This window comes from Streptomyces sp. WAC 01529, assembly GCF_003945545.1.
GTDB classification, from domain to species: Bacteria; Actinomycetota; Actinomycetes; order Streptomycetales; family Streptomycetaceae; genus Streptomyces; species Streptomyces anatolicus.
On record NZ_CP029617.1, the window covers coordinates 2,451,409 to 2,465,989 of the forward strand.

The window sequence follows — 14,581 nt, forward strand, 5'->3', positions numbered from 1 at the left end:
AGGCCTCGGCCCGGGAGGTCCCGCTCCGGGAGGCCTCGCGTCACCTGCACCACCACAGGAAGCGGTCGCACGGCTCGGTCGGGTCCGGTTCGGGTTCCGGTTCCGGGTCCGGTGCGGGCGTGGGCCTCGGGTTCTCGGCGGTCGGCGAGGACGGGGTGGGGCGGGAGGTGCCGGGGGCGTCGTCCGGGGTTCCGGGGCCGGCCGGGGACGAGTCGGCCGGCCGCTCGCCGTCCGGGGTCGCCTCTCCCTCCCCCTCCCCTTCCTTCTTCCGCTCCTCCTGCTCCTTCTCGCTCTCCTTCCCCTTCTCTTCCTTCTCCTTCTTCTCTCTCTTCTCCCTGGCCTTCTTGTCCTCGGCGTCCTCTTCCTTGGTGGAGGACGCCGAGGTGGCCGCCGACGCGCTGCCGCCGGGGCCCGCGGTCCCGCCCGGCGCCGGGCTCTGCCGATCCCCCTCGTCCGGGACGGAGGCGGCGGTGGGGTCCCCTGAGGTCCCCTCGATGCCCAGTTCGGCCAGGCTCAGGCCGCCCGCCGCGAGCGCGAGGCCCGCGGTGGCGAGCAGGACCTTGCGGCGCCTTCGCCGGTGCGCCCTGCGGCCGCGTTCCTTGCGGCGGGCGCGAGTGCGGGTGCGGGCGTGGACGCCGGGGTGCGGGGGCTCCTCGCCGTACGCGTACTCCTCGTCGTACGCGTACTCCTCGCCGCCCGGTTCCTCGTGCGGGCCGGATTCGGCCGGGGCTCCGCACCCCGGGCAGGCGAGGGCGCCGTTGAGGTGCCTGCGGCACGGGTGGCAGTAGTCCATGAGGCTTGGAGGCTAGGTGCCGCGCCGCCGACTGCGGAAGCCGCCGCTGTGAAAGTTGTGTGCGGAATCAACAACCCCGGCGCGGCGGCGTTGTCAGTGGCGGGAGGCATGATCGGGGGCATGACGCGGAACTCTTCCGGCGCGCTGCGCGCCCTTGCCCATGAGCACCTCCCCTCCGACGTGGCCGAGCGGTGGCTCGGGCTGCTGCGGCCCGGCATCCGGCTCGCCCCGGCGGGCGGGGACGACGCGGTGGTGGGGCAGTTGGGCGGGGAGCCCAAGCTTCCGGATGACGTGGAGTGGCCGGAGTGGGAGGGGCACGGCCCGCTGTCGTTCGTCGCGTCCGTGGAGTGCGCGGCGCTGCCCGCGGGGGCGCTCGACGTGCCGTTCCCGGCGACGGGGACGCTCGCCTTCTTCTACTTCGACGGCCAACTGGACGACGGGGAGGCGGTGGTGGACGTCGCCGACGAGCCGTCCAGAGCGGGCGCCCGCGTCGTCTACACCCCCGCGGGCACGCCCCTGACCGAGCGGGCGACGCCGGAGGACCTGGACGCCTACCCCCATGTCCCGCTCACCGCGCGCGTGGAGGCGACGGTCGCGGAGCCGACGCATCCGCGGATCCAGCGGGCCTTCGCGCCCGACGCCGAGCCCTTCCAGGATTACGAACACCCGGTGTGCTCCGAGGCGTTCACGGACGCCCTGTGGGAGTACGGCGAAGTGGCGGGCCATCAGCTCGGCGGCACACCGCAGTCGGTGCAGGGTCCTGTCGAGGCGGAGGTGGCGCATGCGGCGCTCGGCCCGGGGACGAGCTGGCACGACCCCCGGATCGTGGAGGAGATGCGGGACTGGCTGCTGCTCGCCCAGTTCGACTCGGACGACGCGGCGGACATGATGTGGGGCGACACGGGCTGCCTCTACTGGCTCATACGCCCCGCCGACCTCGCGGAACTCCGCTTCGACCGGGCCCTGTTCACCTGGCAGTGCTGCTGAGCACGTGACAGTGCTGCTGAGCACGTGAGTGACAGCGCCGCTGAGCACGTGACAGTGCCGCTGATCGGCTGGCAGCCCTGCCGACCGGGTACGCCCATGGTGGCCTAGGCCCGCCCCAGCAACCCCCTCAACCGCCGCGCCCTCAGCACCAGTTCCAGCTCGAAGCGGCGGTCGGGGTCGTCGACCTCGTCGCCCCACAGCTCCCTTATCTGGCGCAGGCGGTAGCGGACCGTCTGGGGGTGCACCCCGAGGCGGGCCGCCACCTCGGGGGCGCCGCCGCGGGTCTCCAGCCAGGCCAGCAGGGTCTCGGCGAGGCGGCGGCCATGGGCGGGGCCGCAGTGGTCGAGCGGGGCCAGGCAGCGGCGGGCCAGGTCCTCGATCAGCTCCTCGGGTTGCAGGAGCACCAGGGCCTCGGTGTGCTCGGTGCAGTGCAGGACCTCACCGGAGGGCAGCAGTCCGCGCTCCATGAGCCGCACCGCCGCCTCCGCCCAGCGCAGCGACTTCGCCGCGTCGGCGAGCGGCACGGGCGGGCCGATGGCGCCGGACCAGCCGGTCATGGCGCGGCGCAGCAGTTCGGGGCGCCCGGCGGCCTCGGGGTCGGGCACGACCATGCGGGGCTGCTCGGCCTCCATGTCGAGCAGGACGCCCTCCCCGACGGCGGGTGCCACGGCCTCCGGCGCGGGACGCAGCAGCACGCCCACGGCGACGCGGTCGGGCAGCTGCCAGCCGACGCGGGCGGCCCGCTCCCCGAGGGCGTTGCCGAAGGGGGCGCCCGGCGCGGCCGAGGGGCCCGAGCCGTGGCCGGACGCCGCGCCTCCGGTGGATTCGGCGCGCCGCTCCGAGAGCAGCAGTTCCATCAGCTTGCGCTGCAGCCGCAGCCGCTCGCCCGCCTCCCGGGCGGCGGCCTCGGCGTAGCCGCGTACGGACTGGTCGACGAGGCCGTCCAGGTACTCGAAGCCCGACTCGGCGAGTTCGTACATGGCCGGGGGCGGGATGTCGATCTGCTGGCCGATCTCGGCGAGGCGGCGCCAGGCGAGGCGTACGCCGAGGCGGTAGATCGCCTGGAGCGAGTCGAGGCTGCGGCCGTGCAGGCCCTCGCCGCGCCCGAATTCCTGGAAGACCTCCAGGTGGTAGCGGGGCCGCCCTTCCTGGGACGCCAGCTGCTGCACGAAGCCTTCGAGGGCGCGGCGTATGCCGACCAGCGCCATGGGCTCGCCCGAGTCGTCGAGGACGACGGGCAGCCCGGGGTACTCGGCCCGGATCTCGCGCAGGATGTCCTGGGCGAGGGAGGGCACCTCCTCCAGGGCGAGCGCGGCGAACCGCCGCACCTGCCGGGGCGGCACGTCCCGCCAGGCCGAGCGCGCCGAGGCGGAGCTCTGGCCTCCGGTGGGGGTGGTCCCGGCGGCTTCGGTGGGCTGGATGTCGGTCGCGGCCACGGTGGCTCACTGACCCCGCGACGGCGTGTCGTAGTGGACCAGTGGCGTGTTGGGCTGCTCCGGTGTGGCGTCGAGGAGCGCGACGATGCCGAGGGCGGCGCCCACGGCGAGCAGCGCCCCGGCGGCGACGGTGAGTGATGCGGCGAGCAGTCGGTGCATGGCGAGGGCCAGCCTCTCTGTCGGAGGTCGTCCCCACCCTGGGCACGCAGGCGGCCATGACCACGCGGTGTCGGTCATGAATGTCCTGGTCGCACAGTCCCGGCCGGCCCCGTCCGGCAAGGGCCCAGTCTCTGCATCCATTGACACCTAGTCAAGGGTCGGCCTACGGTCCCCGCCCATACATACGGCTCGGTAACACTTCTCCCGCCCTTAGCCCAGGAGTGCCCCATGCGCCGCACCACCTCGCCATTTTCCCTGGTCATTCTCGGTATTGGCGCGTTTCTTCTGGTCCTGGCCCCGATGTTGGCCTGGTACGTGGAGCCACGCGCGAAACGCACACCGACCGACATCGACACGATCACCATCTTCAAAGGCAAAGGCAGCTATTTCGACACAAAGAAGATCAAAACGGTTCATGACAGGAACCTCACCATCACCCGCCAGGTGCGCGGTGACGTCGCCGAGAGCGAGAAAAGCGGGCGTGCCGTCTGGGACGTGTCGACCTCCGTCGACCCGGACAAGTCGCTGCCCGCGGCCAGCCCGCACGACTCGCTCCAGTGGACGATGGAACGCTGGGTCACCGACCGGAAGACGAACAAGCCGGTGCACTGCTGCGGCGAGAAGCCGTACTTCGAGGGCGAGGCGTACCTGAAGTTCCCCTTCGACGTGGAGAAGCGTTCCTACCGCTGGTGGGACAGCACGCTCGGAGCGACCGTGCCGCTGGAGTACCGGGGCACCAAGAAGATCCAGGGGTACGAGGGCCACCGCTTCACGGGCACCGTGAAGGCCGCCAAGGTCGGCACCCGCCAGGTGCCGGGCCGGATGGTCGGCCAGCCCAAGAAGAGCCAGGTCATCGCCGATGAGTTCTACGCCAACCACGGCATCGAGCTGGTCGCCGACCCGCGCACCGGCCGGATCATCTACGCGGCCATCGGGCCCCGCAAGACGCTGCGCGCACCGGGCTCCGACAAGGACGCGACGGTGCTGCTCGACAGCAAGCGCATCGCCTTCACCCCGGCGACCCAGAAGGCCCAGGTGAAGCTCGCCAAGGACGACAGCGAGCGCCTGGAGCTGGTGGGCGAGACCCTGCCGGTGGCCGCGGGCGCCCTGGGCGCGGCGCTGGCCGCGGTCGGGATCGTCCTGGTCGTACGGGGGCGCAAGGCCGACGGGGCGAACGGCTCCGGCGGGCACGGCGGCCAGGGTGGGCACGACGGCCACGGCGGCCCCGGCAGCCCCGGCGACTCGGCGGAACCCGGACGTCCGAATGCTGAACCGTCCCGAAGCGCCCTGCACCCCAGCACGATGTGATGAGGCGTCAGCTCGAAATGGCGCGGAAATTGTCACCTCGGTGAGTAGACCCGCGGTAAGGGGCAGCGAAAACTAACCACCCCCACCCGAGCACAGTCCCCGCACCACCCCCGCACCGGCCGGACACAGCACCTTCGCAGCGACCCCACGTCGCGTGGCGCCCGGCCGGCGCACCCCGCAGTACCCCGCAAGCCCCACAGCAGGACCGCTTCGCCCGCCCGACCCCCCACAGTTCCGCACCCTGAGACGAGTTGGAGCACGCATGCCCCAGCACGTACCGTCCTCGCTGCGCGCGGCCGCCCCGCGGCACGCGCAGCGACTGCCGGCGCCTCCCCCACAGCCGCGCCGGATCGTCTTCCTCGCCCACCGCGACCTCGGCAACCCGGCCGCGGGCGGCTCCGAACTGCTCGTCGACCGGCTCGCCGACGGGCTCAGCAAACTGGGCCACCAGGTCACGCTGCTCTGCGGCGGGCCCGCGGCCTACCGCGACTACCGCGTGGTGTCCGCGGGCGGCGACCTCGGTCACTACCTGCGGGCGCGGTCCGCGTTCACCCGCCAGGTCGGCGACTGCGATCTGCTGGTGGAGGTCTGCAACGGCATGCCGTACCTGGCACCGCTGTGGCACCGCGGCCCGACGCTGTGCCTGGTCAACCACGTCCACACCGATCTGTGGGGGATGCGCTTCCAAGGCGCGCTCGCCCCCGCGGCCCGGCTCGGCCGGAAGCTCGAGCACTGGGCCCTCTCCGGGGCACAGCGCGGCAATCTCCTGGTGGCCGTCTCGCCGTCGACGGCCACCGCGCTGCGGGCGATCGGCGTGGACCGCGAGCGCATCCGCATCGTGCACAACGGCGTGGAGGAGCCGGGCCCGCTGCACGCCCGCTCCGACGAGCCTTTGTTCCTCGCGATGGGACGCCTCGTCGAGTACAAGCGGATCGATCTGCTCCTGCGTCTGTGGGAGCGGGTCAGGCCCGTCACGGGCGGCCGCCTCGTGATCGTCGGCGACGGCCCCGAGCGACAGCGCCTGGAACAGCTCGCCGGTCCCGGCGTGGAGTTCCGCGGCCATGTCTCCGAGGCCGAGAAGCACCGGCTGCTCTGCGAGGCCTGGATGCTGCTGCATCCCTCGGCCGTGGAGGGCTGGGGCCTGGTCATCACCGAGGCGGCGACGCGTTCGACGCCCTCGGTCGGCTTCGACGTCCCCGGGGTCCGCGACTCCATAGAGGACGGCGTGACCGGCCTGCTCGCCCGCGGCGAGAGTTCCTTCGCCGCCGCCTGGTGCACGCTGGCGCTCAGCGCCGAGCGCCGCAGGGCACTGGGCAAGGCCGCCGGCGACCGGGCGGCCCAGTTCCGCTGGGGCAACACCGTGCGGCAGTTCCAGGCGGTGGCGGCCGAAGCGGTCGCCGCCCATCACGCGCCCGCCGGGCTCCCCATACCCGCGCCCGCCGGGCCCCCGACCGCACAGGGGACTAAGTGAGAGACCCGTCCCTGCGTCGCTCCGTCACGCTTTTCCGCGCCTTCATGCGCGAACAGCGGGAGCCGGAGCGCTGCTACACCCTCCTCGCCAAGGACGCCGCCGACCAGGTGGAGGCGTACGTCAAGGTGAAGGACCGCGTCGTCGTCGACATCGGCGGCGGAGGCGGCTACTTCACCGAGGAGTTCCGGCGCCGCGGCGCGCAGAGTTACCTCTTCGAGCCCGATCTCACGGAGATGACGGCGTCGGGCACCAAGCCCCCGGAGGGCTCGGTGCTCGCCGACGGCTATCTGCTGCCGCTGGCCGACGAGGTCGCCGACGTCACGTTCTCCTCGAACGTCCTGGAGCACGTCGACGACCCGCAGACGTTCCTGAGCGAGATGGTCCGGGTCACCAGGCCCGGCGGGCTCATCTATGTCTCGTTCACCAACTGGCTCTCCCCCTGGGGCGGCCACGAGTGGGCGCCCTGGCACTACCTGGGCGCCGACCGGGCCCGCGCCCGCTATGAAAGACGTACCGGAAAAGCCGCGAAACACACGCTCGGCGAGAACCTCTTCGCACATCACGTCGGAACGACCCTGCGCCAGGTGCGGGGCCGTTCCGACGTGGACGTGGTGTCGGCACGTTCGCGCTACTGGCCTTTCCTGGCCGGGGCGATCACCAAGGTGCCGGGTGTGCGCGAGTTCGCGACCTGGAACCTCCTTCTCATTCTCAGGCGGTGTCCATGACCACGGTCCAGGCCCCACCCCCGGCCTCCGTGCGGCCCACGACCGACGCCCCTGAACCCTCGCGGGGGCCGCGTTCGCGGCGCTGGCTGCTGGGGTTCTGGGCCGCGGTCTTCGTGCTGTTCCTCGCGGTGAAACCGGGGCGGATGACGTTCGACACCAAGCTCGGTGTCACCGTCGACCCCTGGCAGTTCCTCTCCGACCTCGGCCAGCTCTGGCACGACCGCGGCGGCTTCGGCGGGATCCAGGACCAGTACGTCGGGTACGCCTTCCCGATGCTGCCGTTCTACGGCCTCGCCGACCTCGTGCGGCTGCCGGTCTGGTTCGCCGAGCGGCTCTGGCTCTCGCTGATCGTGTCGGTCGCCTTCTGGGGCGCGCTGCGCCTCGCCGAACGCCTGGGCATCGGCAACCGGCAGAGCCGGCTGCTCGGCGCGGTCGTCTACGCCCTGTGGCCCACGTTCACCGTGGTCGTCGGCTCGACGTCCGCCGCGGCGCTGCCCGGCGCGTTCCTGCCGTGGGTGCTGCTGCCGCTGACCAACGAGCGGATCAGCGCGCGCCTCGCCGCCTGCCGCTCGGCGCTGATCATCCCCTTCATGGGCGGCGTGAACGCGGCGGCGACCCTCGCCTCGCTGCTCCCGGTCGCCCTCTTCCTCCTCTCGCGCCCGAACGGCCCGCGCAAGCGGAAGCTGATCACCTGGTGGGTGCCGGGCGTCATCCTGGCCACCGCCTGGTGGATCGTGCCGCTGCTGATGCTCGGCATCCACGGCGAGAACTTCCTTCCGTACGTGGAGAACTCCGCCACCACGACCGGCACCATGTCGGCGACCGAGACGCTGCGCGGCGCCGGTAACTGGGTGGCGTACCTCAACTTCGGCGAGGCGTGGCTGCCGGCCGGCTGGACGGTGGCGACGGCCGTCGTGACCGTCGTCTGCTCGGCGCTCGCCGCCGCCCTCGGACTCGCGGGGCTCGCCCGGCGCGATCTGCCCGAGCGGCGCTGGCTGGTCCTGACCGTCCTCTCGGTCGTCCTGATCACGCTGGCCGGGTACGGCGGCGCGTTCGGCGCGCCCTTCCACGAGACCGTCCAGTCCTGGCTGAACGGCGGGCTCGTCCCCTTCCGCAACATCTACAAGTTCCAGACGGGCCTCGCCCTCGCGCTGGCCTTCGGCCTGATGCACCTGGCGGGCGTCGCCTCCCAGGCGCGTCGGGGGGCCCGGCCGGTGCGCGGAAGACGGTACGCGCCCGCGATAGCCGCGCTCCTCGTGCTGCCCGGCCTCGCCTGGCCGTACCTCAACGGCTCGATCCTCCAGCCGGGTTCGTTCCAGAAGCTGCCCACGTACTGGCAGACGACGGCCGACTGGCTGGAGAAGTACTCCCCCGACTCCCGTGCCCTCGTCGTCCCGGCGACCGCGCACGGCATCTACACCTGGGGCTCGCCCATCGACCAGCCCCTCGACGTGCTCGCCGAGTCGCGCTGGGCGCAGCGCGACTACGTGCCGTTCGGCACGCCGGGCAACCGCCGCGCGATGGACGCGGTCGAGCAGGCGCTGATGACCGGCGGCGAGGTGCCGGGCCTGACCGACTACCTCTCCCGCGCCGGGCTCCACTACGTCGTCGTACGCAACGACCTCGACCCGGACCAGGTCGGCCACGTCCCGACCGCCACGGTCAAGCGCACCCTGGAGGAGTCCGGCTTCCGCCGCGTCACCGGCTTCGGCCCCAAGACCACCGGCGGCACGATCCCCGACGACACGCCCCTCCAGGTGGAGGGCCTCTACCCGCGTGATCGCGCCGTGGAGATCTACGCCCCCGGCGAGGGCGCCGAGCGCCCGGGCCAGGCCGCTCTGAAGCCCGTCTCCAACACGGCGGTCGTCAGCGGTGGCCCGGAGTCCCTGCTCCCGCTCTCCGCCGACCCCGCGATGCGGGACCGCCCGGCCGTCCTGACCGGTGACAACCACCCCGGCGTCGGGACGCCCGGCCTCCAGGCCGTCGGTGACGGACTGCGCCGCGCCGACACCCGTTTCGGCCTGGTCAACTCCAATACGTCGTACACCTACGGCCCCGACGAGCGGAACGCCCCCGACGCGGTCCAGGACCCCGGCAAGAAGCCGCACCAGATCCTGCCGACGAACGGCGTCGAGCACCAGACGACCGCGGAGCTGCGGGGCGCCAAGTCGGTGTCCGCCTCCTCCTACGGCAACTGGCTCTTCCACCTGCCGCAGTACGACCCGGTGAACGCCTTCGACGGCGATCCGGCGACGGCCTGGGCCGAGGGCGGCTCGGACTCGGCGGCGGGCGAGTGGATCAAGGCGGAGTTCAACTCCGAGATCACCGTCCCCTCCTCCTTCCGCGTCACCCCGCTGCCGCAGGACGGCGTGCGGGCCGCACCCACCCGGGTGCGCGTGGAGACCGAGGCGGGCAGCGTCACCAGCTCCCTCCAGCCCGACGGCACTCCGCAGCGCGTCAAGGCCCGCGCGGGCGCCACCGACTGGATCAAGATCACGATCGTGGACACGCAGGAGGCGCGCCCCGGTCTGACGGGCGCGGGCTTCTCGGAGATCACCCTCCCCGAGGTGCGCGTCACCAAGCTCCTCCAACTGCCCAAGGACGCGCAGAAGGCGGTCGGCGCCGACGCGACGACGTACTCGCTGCACCGCTCCTCGGACCCGAACGCGCTCTCCCCGGTCAACGCCGAGGCGGGTCTGCACCGCCGCTTCACCACCACGGGCTCCGGTGAGTACGAGGTGAAGGCGAGCGCGGTGGCCATGCCGGGCGCCGCGCTGGACGAGCTGCTCTACAAGGTGGCCCCCGAGCAGAAGCAGCAGATCATCGCCACGGCCGACTCCACGGCCAGGCTCGGCCGGGGTCTTTCGCCGCGCAACCTCACCGACGGCGACCTGACCACGGCGTGGATCGCGGGCACCGACAACCGTCCGGTGGTCCACCTCAAGTGGCCGGGCAAGCAGCCGGTGGGCGAGATCGTGCTGCCCGCCGCGGGCGGCCTGTCCACCCGTCCCGAGAAGATCGAGATCAGCTCGCCGGACGGGGCGACGACCGCGGGCGTCGACGAGAACGGCATCGCCCGCTTCACCCCGATCACCACCGACCAGATGGACATCACCATCACCAAGACGGCGCCGCTGGCCGTCCACAACCCGGTGGCGGACGACGACCTCCAGCTGCCGGTGGGCCTCACCGAGGTCTACGTCCCCGCGCTCGACACGTACCGCACACCGCAGCCCGACGTCTCGGAGCGCTTCTCGCTCCCCTGCGGTCAGGGTCCGGCGATGTCGATCGACGGCGAGCTGTACGAGACGAGCGCCAAGGGCAAGGTCTCCGACCTCACCGAGCGCAGGCCGGTCGAGATCAGCCTCTGCCAGCGCGGCGAGAAGGACACGGCCGTACGCCTGGACGCGGGCGCGCACAGCGTGGAGACCGGGGACTCCGGTCCGCTCGCGGTCATGGACGCCTCGCTCACCCGGGGCACCCCCGGCGAGGTGGACAAGACCACCCGCGAGCTGAAGATCAAGGACTGGCTCGGCGACCGCCGCGAGGTGAGCGTCGGCGCCGGAGCGGCCTCGTACCTGTCGACGTACGAGAACGTGAACGACGGCTGGAAGGCGACCCTCAACGGCAAGGAGCTGACCTCGCTGCGGCTCGACGGCTGGCAGCAGGGCTGGCTCGTGCCCAAGGGCGAGGGCGGCACGGTGAAGCTCACCTACGAGCCGTCGCAGACCTACGAGATCGGTCTGATCCTCGCCGGTGTCGGCGTCCTCGCGCTGGTCGGGCTGGTCCTCGTCCGGCGCCGCGAGCCCAACACAGACGCGCTGACCCCGGCGCCCCCCGCCCCGGGTCCGATCCTCGGCACGGTGGCGCTGACGCTGGTGGCCGTGGTCATCGCGGGCCCGTTCGCCCTGCTCGTCCCCGCCCTCGCGCTGCTGGCCTGGTGGCGGCACGCGCTGCTGGTGCCGATCGCGTTCGCGGCGATGGCGGGCGCGGGCATCGCGGCGGCGACCGGTGCCGGAGAGGCGGTCAGCGAGGACTCGGGGGCGTTCGGCCCGGTGGCCCAACTCCTCGCGCTCATCGCGCTGTTCGCGGCGCTGGTGAGTGTGGGCGAACGGCGCGCGCGTCCGGACAAGGACCCGGATACGCGTCCGGTCACGCACCCGGACACCGCCGATACGTTGGTGTACGGGCCGGGCGGCGGTCCCGCTCCGGGGCAGCCGGCCCAGCCGGCCCAGCCCGGGGCCGGCCCCACGGTCTCGGCCCGGGGCCCCGAGCCTCAGGCCTCGCCCGCGCCGCAGAGCGATGCGACGGTCCGCTTCCCGCGGCACGGGGGCGGGCCCACGACAGGAGAAGGCACGCAGCGATGACCGCACTGGAACACCCGGCACGGCGTGCGGACGGCTCTGGCCGGCCGCCCGCGCGCGTGCCGTTCCCCGTCGTCGACGAGGTCTCCCGGCACTGCCTCCAGGAGGAGGAGCCGGAGACCGTGCACATCGAGGTGCACCTGCCGGGCACCCCGGACCCGGCCCGGCTGCGGGCCGCCTTCAACGAGGCCCTGCGCCGCCATCCCCGCATCCTCATGCGGGAGGCGCGGGGCCCGTGGTACCGCCGCCGCTACGAGTGGGAGCTGACGGCGGAGCCCGACGTGGAGGCGGTGACGTTCCCGGCTCCGGAACGGGACGCCCTCAAGCGGGCCCGCGAACGGGCCCTGGCGGAGGCGCCGCCGCTCTCCGCTTCCCCGCCGATCCGTCTGGAGGTGGTGGCGGCCGAGTCCGGCGCCGCCTCTGGGCCGGGCGCCGAGTCCGAGTCCGCATCCCTGCGGGGCGCCGAGCAAGGCGCCGCCTCCCCGCACAGCGCGGACGCCCCCGAGGGGCCAGGCACTGTCCTCTTCCTCACCATCAACCACACCGCCCTCGACGGCCCCGCCTGCCTCCGCGTCCTCGCCACGGCCGCGGAGATCTACGGCGGCCGGGACAACTCCCCCGCGGCGCCGCCCACCCGTACGCCGGACAGCACCGGGGCCGCGCCCCAGCCCCCGGCCGACGCGCCCTCCGGGTGGGCGCCCCCGGCGCGGGTCGCCAAGGGCGCGCCCGAGCCGTCCCCCGGCAACGGCATGCTCGTCGCGGAGCTGCCCGTGCCGCGCCGCCCCAAGGGGTCACCGTTCACCGTGAACGACCAGCTGATGGTGGCGACCGCGCTGATGATCGCCCACTGGAACCGCGAGCACGGCGAACGGCCGCGCCCCCTGCGCATCACCATGCCGGTGGACGACCGCCCCCGCGACGCGACCATGCCGATCGGCAACGGCACCCGGCTCGTCGAAGTCCCCTTCAGCGCAGCAGAGTTGGGCCACCGCGAGTGGACCCCGGAAGCCATCGGCGACCTGCTGCGCCGCACCTCCGACCGCACCCGCGCCCTCAAGGCCCTGGCCCGGCCCCAACTGGGCCACGGCGCGAGCCTGTTGACCGCGCCGGTGCTCCCGGTCACGGTCAGGGCGGCCGTCACGCGCGGGCTGCGCCGGGCCGCCGCCCCCTGGACGTCGACGACGCTCCTGAGCAACATCGGGCGCATCCCGTACGCCCTGGACTTCGGCGACGCGGGCCGCGCGCACGCCGTGTGGTTCTCCGCCCCGGCCCGGCTGCCGCGCGGCCTCACCGTGACCACGGCGTCCACGGCGGGCCGCCTGCACCTGGCCCTGCGCTGGTCGAAGGCCCTGCTCAGCCACGGCGACGGGGCGCACCTGCGGGATCTGTTCGAGCACTACCTCCACGCGACGGAGCACACGCGGGCCGACGAGAAGGGAGGGCCGAGTTGACCGCCACGGCCACCAAACGCCCCGCCGGACTCCGGGACTTCTACGAGGACCCCCGCGTCCCGGTCGCCTCGGGCGACGCCCGCACCCTGCGCCAGGCCCGCATCCTCGCCGACGCGCTCGGCCCGGCCACGGCCCGTGCCGCCACCGTCCTGGACATCGGCTGCGGCGACGGTTCGGCCGCCGCGACCGCGGCGCCGCTCCTCGCGGGCCACCGCGTCATCGGCGTGGACTGGTCGCAGGACGCCCTCAAGCGCGCCCACGCCCACCTTCCGTACGTCGTACGCGGTGAACTCACCGACGGCGGGCTGCCGTTCGCCGACGGGGCGGCCGACGCCGTCCTGTTCAGCGAGGTCATCGAGCACCTGGTGGACCCGGACAGCGCGCTGGACGAGCTGAGAAGGGTCCTCAGGCCAGGGGGGCACCTCATGCTCTCCACGCCCAACCTCGCGGCCTGGTACAACCGCGGCCTGCTCCTCGCCGGGGTGCAGCCGGTCTTCTCCGAGGTGAGCCTGCGCGGCATCCACGGCCGCCCCGGCAAGGAGGTCGTGGGCCACCTGCGGCTCTACACGGCCCGCGCCCTGCGGGAGTTCGTCGCGGCGAGCGGCTTCACCGTCGTACGCATGTCAGGTGCGCCCTTCCACGGCGTGCCGCGCCCGCTGCGCGCCCTGGACCGGCTCGCGTGCGCCGTGCCCAGCGCCTCCTCGATCCTGCTGCTGCACGCCCGAAGGTCTTGAGTCCGATGTGGTGGGGTGTGGCCGCCGCGCTGCTCGCGAACGTGCTCTACAGCACCGGGTTCGTCCTGGAGAAGCGGGCGCTGACCGCCATGCCGTCGGTCAGCGTCCGCAATCCGGCGCGGCTGCTGAGGCAGGTGCTCGGCAGCCCGCTGTGGATCGGCGGCTCGCTCGCCCTGGCGGCGGGGTTCGGCGCCCAGCTCGCGGTGTACCGGACGCTGCCGATCGCGGCCGCGCAGGGCATCTTCGTCTCGGGCCTCGTCCTTCTGCTGCTGCTGTCCTCGGTCCTGCTCGGCGAGCGGACCTCGGGGCGGGAGCGGTACGCGGTCGCCGCGATCCTCCTGGCGCTGCTCATGGTCGTCCTCTCGCTGAACGAGGAGAACGACACGGTGAGCCGCGGCGCGCCCGTGCCGCTGGTCCTCACCGTCTGCCTGCCCTCGCTCGCCGCGGGCCTGTGGCTGTACGGCGCCGCCGAGCGCCGGGCCAAGCACCGGCACCGCATGCCGTCGGCGGGCGTCGAGTACGGCGTGGCGGTGGGCCTGCTGTACGGCGTGAGTTCGCTGGCCATCAAGGGCGTCTCCAGCCATCTGACGACCCAGGGCATCGGCGGCGCCCTTGTGGACCTGCTGCGCTCGCCGTACCCGTATCTGCTCCTGTTCACCGGCGCGTTCGGGCTGATCATGTCGCAGGCGGCGCTCCAGCGCTGCCGCGCGTCGCTGATCGTCCCGGTCTGTACGACGGTGACGGCCCTGTTCACCGCGGTGCTCGGGACGCTGGCGTTCGGCGAGGCGCTGCCGGACGAGCCGGTGCGCCTCGCGCTGCGCATCGCGGGCACCGTGCTCGCCGTGTCCGTCCTGCTCGCCATGCCGAAGCACGACGGCCCCCCACCCCAATCCACCCCACCCCCCAAGGAGTTGACGAGCGGATGAACCCCGACGACCCGTTGCTGAAGATCCTCGCCTGCCCGCTGGACAAGGGCCCGCTGCATCTCCTTGCCCCCGCGGAACCCCTCGTACCGGAGGAGGCGCTCTACAACCCGCGCCTGCGCCGCCGCTACCCCGTCATCGACGGCATCCCGCAGTTGCTGCCCTCCTCCGGCGAGCAGGTCCCGGAGGACGAGCACGAGCAGCTCCTCAAGCGAATATCCCCGTGACGG

At 73.1% G+C, this 14,581-nt stretch carries 12 protein-coding genes; 9 read left to right on the plus strand and 3 right to left on the minus strand.

Features of this window, described 5'->3' with window-relative positions; translation table 11 throughout:
* Nucleotides 1-40 precede the first annotated feature (40 nt).
* Nucleotides 41-793 carry a hypothetical protein gene (locus DMA15_RS11015; protein ID WP_125512596.1) on the minus strand — a complete coding sequence of 251 codons (753 nt, stop codon included), beginning with the start codon at nt 791-793 and terminating at the stop codon, nt 41-43.
* A gap of 120 nt (nt 794-913) precedes the next feature.
* On the opposite strand from DMA15_RS11015, the gene DMA15_RS11020 reads away from it, so the two are divergent.
* The gene (locus tag DMA15_RS11020) at nt 914-1,780 is read left to right on the plus strand and encodes a YwqG family protein (protein ID WP_125512597.1); all 867 of its coding nucleotides are present in this window, start codon (nt 914-916) and stop codon (nt 1,778-1,780) included.
* 104 nt (nt 1,781-1,884) lie between these two features.
* Here DMA15_RS11020 and DMA15_RS11025 read toward each other — a convergent pair whose 3' ends face one another.
* Both DMA15_RS11025 and DMA15_RS36610 read right to left on the minus strand, forming a co-directional pair.
* Nucleotides 1,885-3,201 carry a helix-turn-helix domain-containing protein gene (locus DMA15_RS11025; RefSeq protein ID WP_125517599.1) on the minus strand — a complete coding sequence of 439 codons (1,317 nt, stop codon included), beginning with the start codon at nt 3,199-3,201 and terminating at the stop codon, nt 1,885-1,887.
* Nucleotides 3,202-3,222: 21 nt separating this feature from the next.
* Complete coding sequence (locus DMA15_RS36610; protein WP_164551729.1) at nt 3,223-3,375, minus strand: hypothetical protein; 153 nt, start codon at nt 3,373-3,375, stop codon at nt 3,223-3,225.
* A gap of 228 nt (nt 3,376-3,603) precedes the next feature.
* Here DMA15_RS36610 and DMA15_RS11030 point away from each other — a divergent pair, with 228 nt between their 5' ends.
* The 8 genes from DMA15_RS11030 to DMA15_RS11065 all read left to right on the plus strand — a co-directional run bounded on the left by DMA15_RS11030 (nt 3,604) and on the right by DMA15_RS11065 (nt 14,578).
* Nucleotides 3,604-4,683: a DUF3068 domain-containing protein gene (locus tag DMA15_RS11030; RefSeq protein WP_125512598.1), complete on the plus strand. Its 1,080-nt coding sequence runs from the start codon at nt 3,604-3,606 to the stop codon at nt 4,681-4,683.
* A 262-nt stretch (nt 4,684-4,945) separates the two neighbouring features.
* The gene (locus tag DMA15_RS11035; protein ID WP_125512599.1) at nt 4,946-6,154 is read left to right on the plus strand and encodes a glycosyltransferase family 4 protein; all 1,209 of its coding nucleotides are present in this window, start codon (nt 4,946-4,948) and stop codon (nt 6,152-6,154) included.
* Nucleotides 6,151-6,879, plus strand: coding sequence for a class I SAM-dependent methyltransferase (locus DMA15_RS11040; protein WP_240659745.1), 729 nt, complete (start codon nt 6,151-6,153; stop codon nt 6,877-6,879). Before DMA15_RS11035 ends, DMA15_RS11040 begins: the two co-directional genes overlap by 4 nt.
* Nucleotides 6,876-11,246 carry an alpha-(1->3)-arabinofuranosyltransferase gene (locus DMA15_RS11045; RefSeq protein ID WP_125512600.1) on the plus strand — a complete coding sequence of 1,457 codons (4,371 nt, stop codon included), beginning with the start codon at nt 6,876-6,878 and terminating at the stop codon, nt 11,244-11,246. The genes DMA15_RS11040 and DMA15_RS11045 overlap by 4 nt, the downstream gene beginning before the upstream one ends.
* On the plus strand, nt 11,243-12,694 hold the full coding sequence (locus DMA15_RS11050) for a condensation protein (protein WP_125512601.1): 1,452 nt from the start codon (nt 11,243-11,245) through the stop codon (nt 12,692-12,694). The genes DMA15_RS11045 and DMA15_RS11050 overlap by 4 nt, the downstream gene beginning before the upstream one ends.
* The gene (locus DMA15_RS11055) at nt 12,691-13,428 is read left to right on the plus strand and encodes a class I SAM-dependent methyltransferase (protein WP_125512602.1); all 738 of its coding nucleotides are present in this window, start codon (nt 12,691-12,693) and stop codon (nt 13,426-13,428) included. The genes DMA15_RS11050 and DMA15_RS11055 overlap by 4 nt, the downstream gene beginning before the upstream one ends.
* A 17-nt stretch (nt 13,429-13,445) precedes the next feature.
* On the plus strand, nt 13,446-14,354 hold the full coding sequence (locus tag DMA15_RS11060) for a hypothetical protein (RefSeq protein ID WP_125517605.1): 909 nt from the start codon (nt 13,446-13,448) through the stop codon (nt 14,352-14,354).
* Nucleotides 14,351-14,578: a Trm112 family protein gene (locus tag DMA15_RS11065; RefSeq protein WP_125512603.1), complete on the plus strand. Its 228-nt coding sequence runs from the start codon at nt 14,351-14,353 to the stop codon at nt 14,576-14,578. Before DMA15_RS11060 ends, DMA15_RS11065 begins: the two co-directional genes overlap by 4 nt.
* The last annotated feature ends 3 nt before the right edge of the window (nt 14,579-14,581 follow it).

Excerpts from the sequence above, each read along its gene's own strand:
- DMA15_RS11015 (WP_125512596.1), bottom strand. The coding sequence starts at position 793 with ATGGACTACTGCCACCCGTGCCGCAGGCACCTCAACGGCGCCCTCGCC.
- DMA15_RS11020 (WP_125512597.1), top strand. The coding sequence starts at position 914 with ATGACGCGGAACTCTTCCGGCGCGCTGCGCGCCCTTGCCCATGAGCAC.
- DMA15_RS36610 (WP_164551729.1), bottom strand. The coding sequence starts at position 3,375 with ATGCACCGACTGCTCGCCGCATCACTCACCGTCGCCGCCGGGGCGCTG.
- DMA15_RS11030 (WP_125512598.1), top strand. The coding sequence starts at position 3,604 with ATGCGCCGCACCACCTCGCCATTTTCCCTGGTCATTCTCGGTATTGGC.
- DMA15_RS11035 (WP_125512599.1), top strand. The coding sequence starts at position 4,946 with ATGCCCCAGCACGTACCGTCCTCGCTGCGCGCGGCCGCCCCGCGGCAC.
- DMA15_RS11045 (WP_125512600.1), top strand. The coding sequence starts at position 6,876 with ATGACCACGGTCCAGGCCCCACCCCCGGCCTCCGTGCGGCCCACGACC.
- DMA15_RS11050 (WP_125512601.1), top strand. The coding sequence starts at position 11,243 with ATGACCGCACTGGAACACCCGGCACGGCGTGCGGACGGCTCTGGCCGG.
- DMA15_RS11065 (WP_125512603.1), top strand. The coding sequence starts at position 14,351 with ATGAACCCCGACGACCCGTTGCTGAAGATCCTCGCCTGCCCGCTGGAC.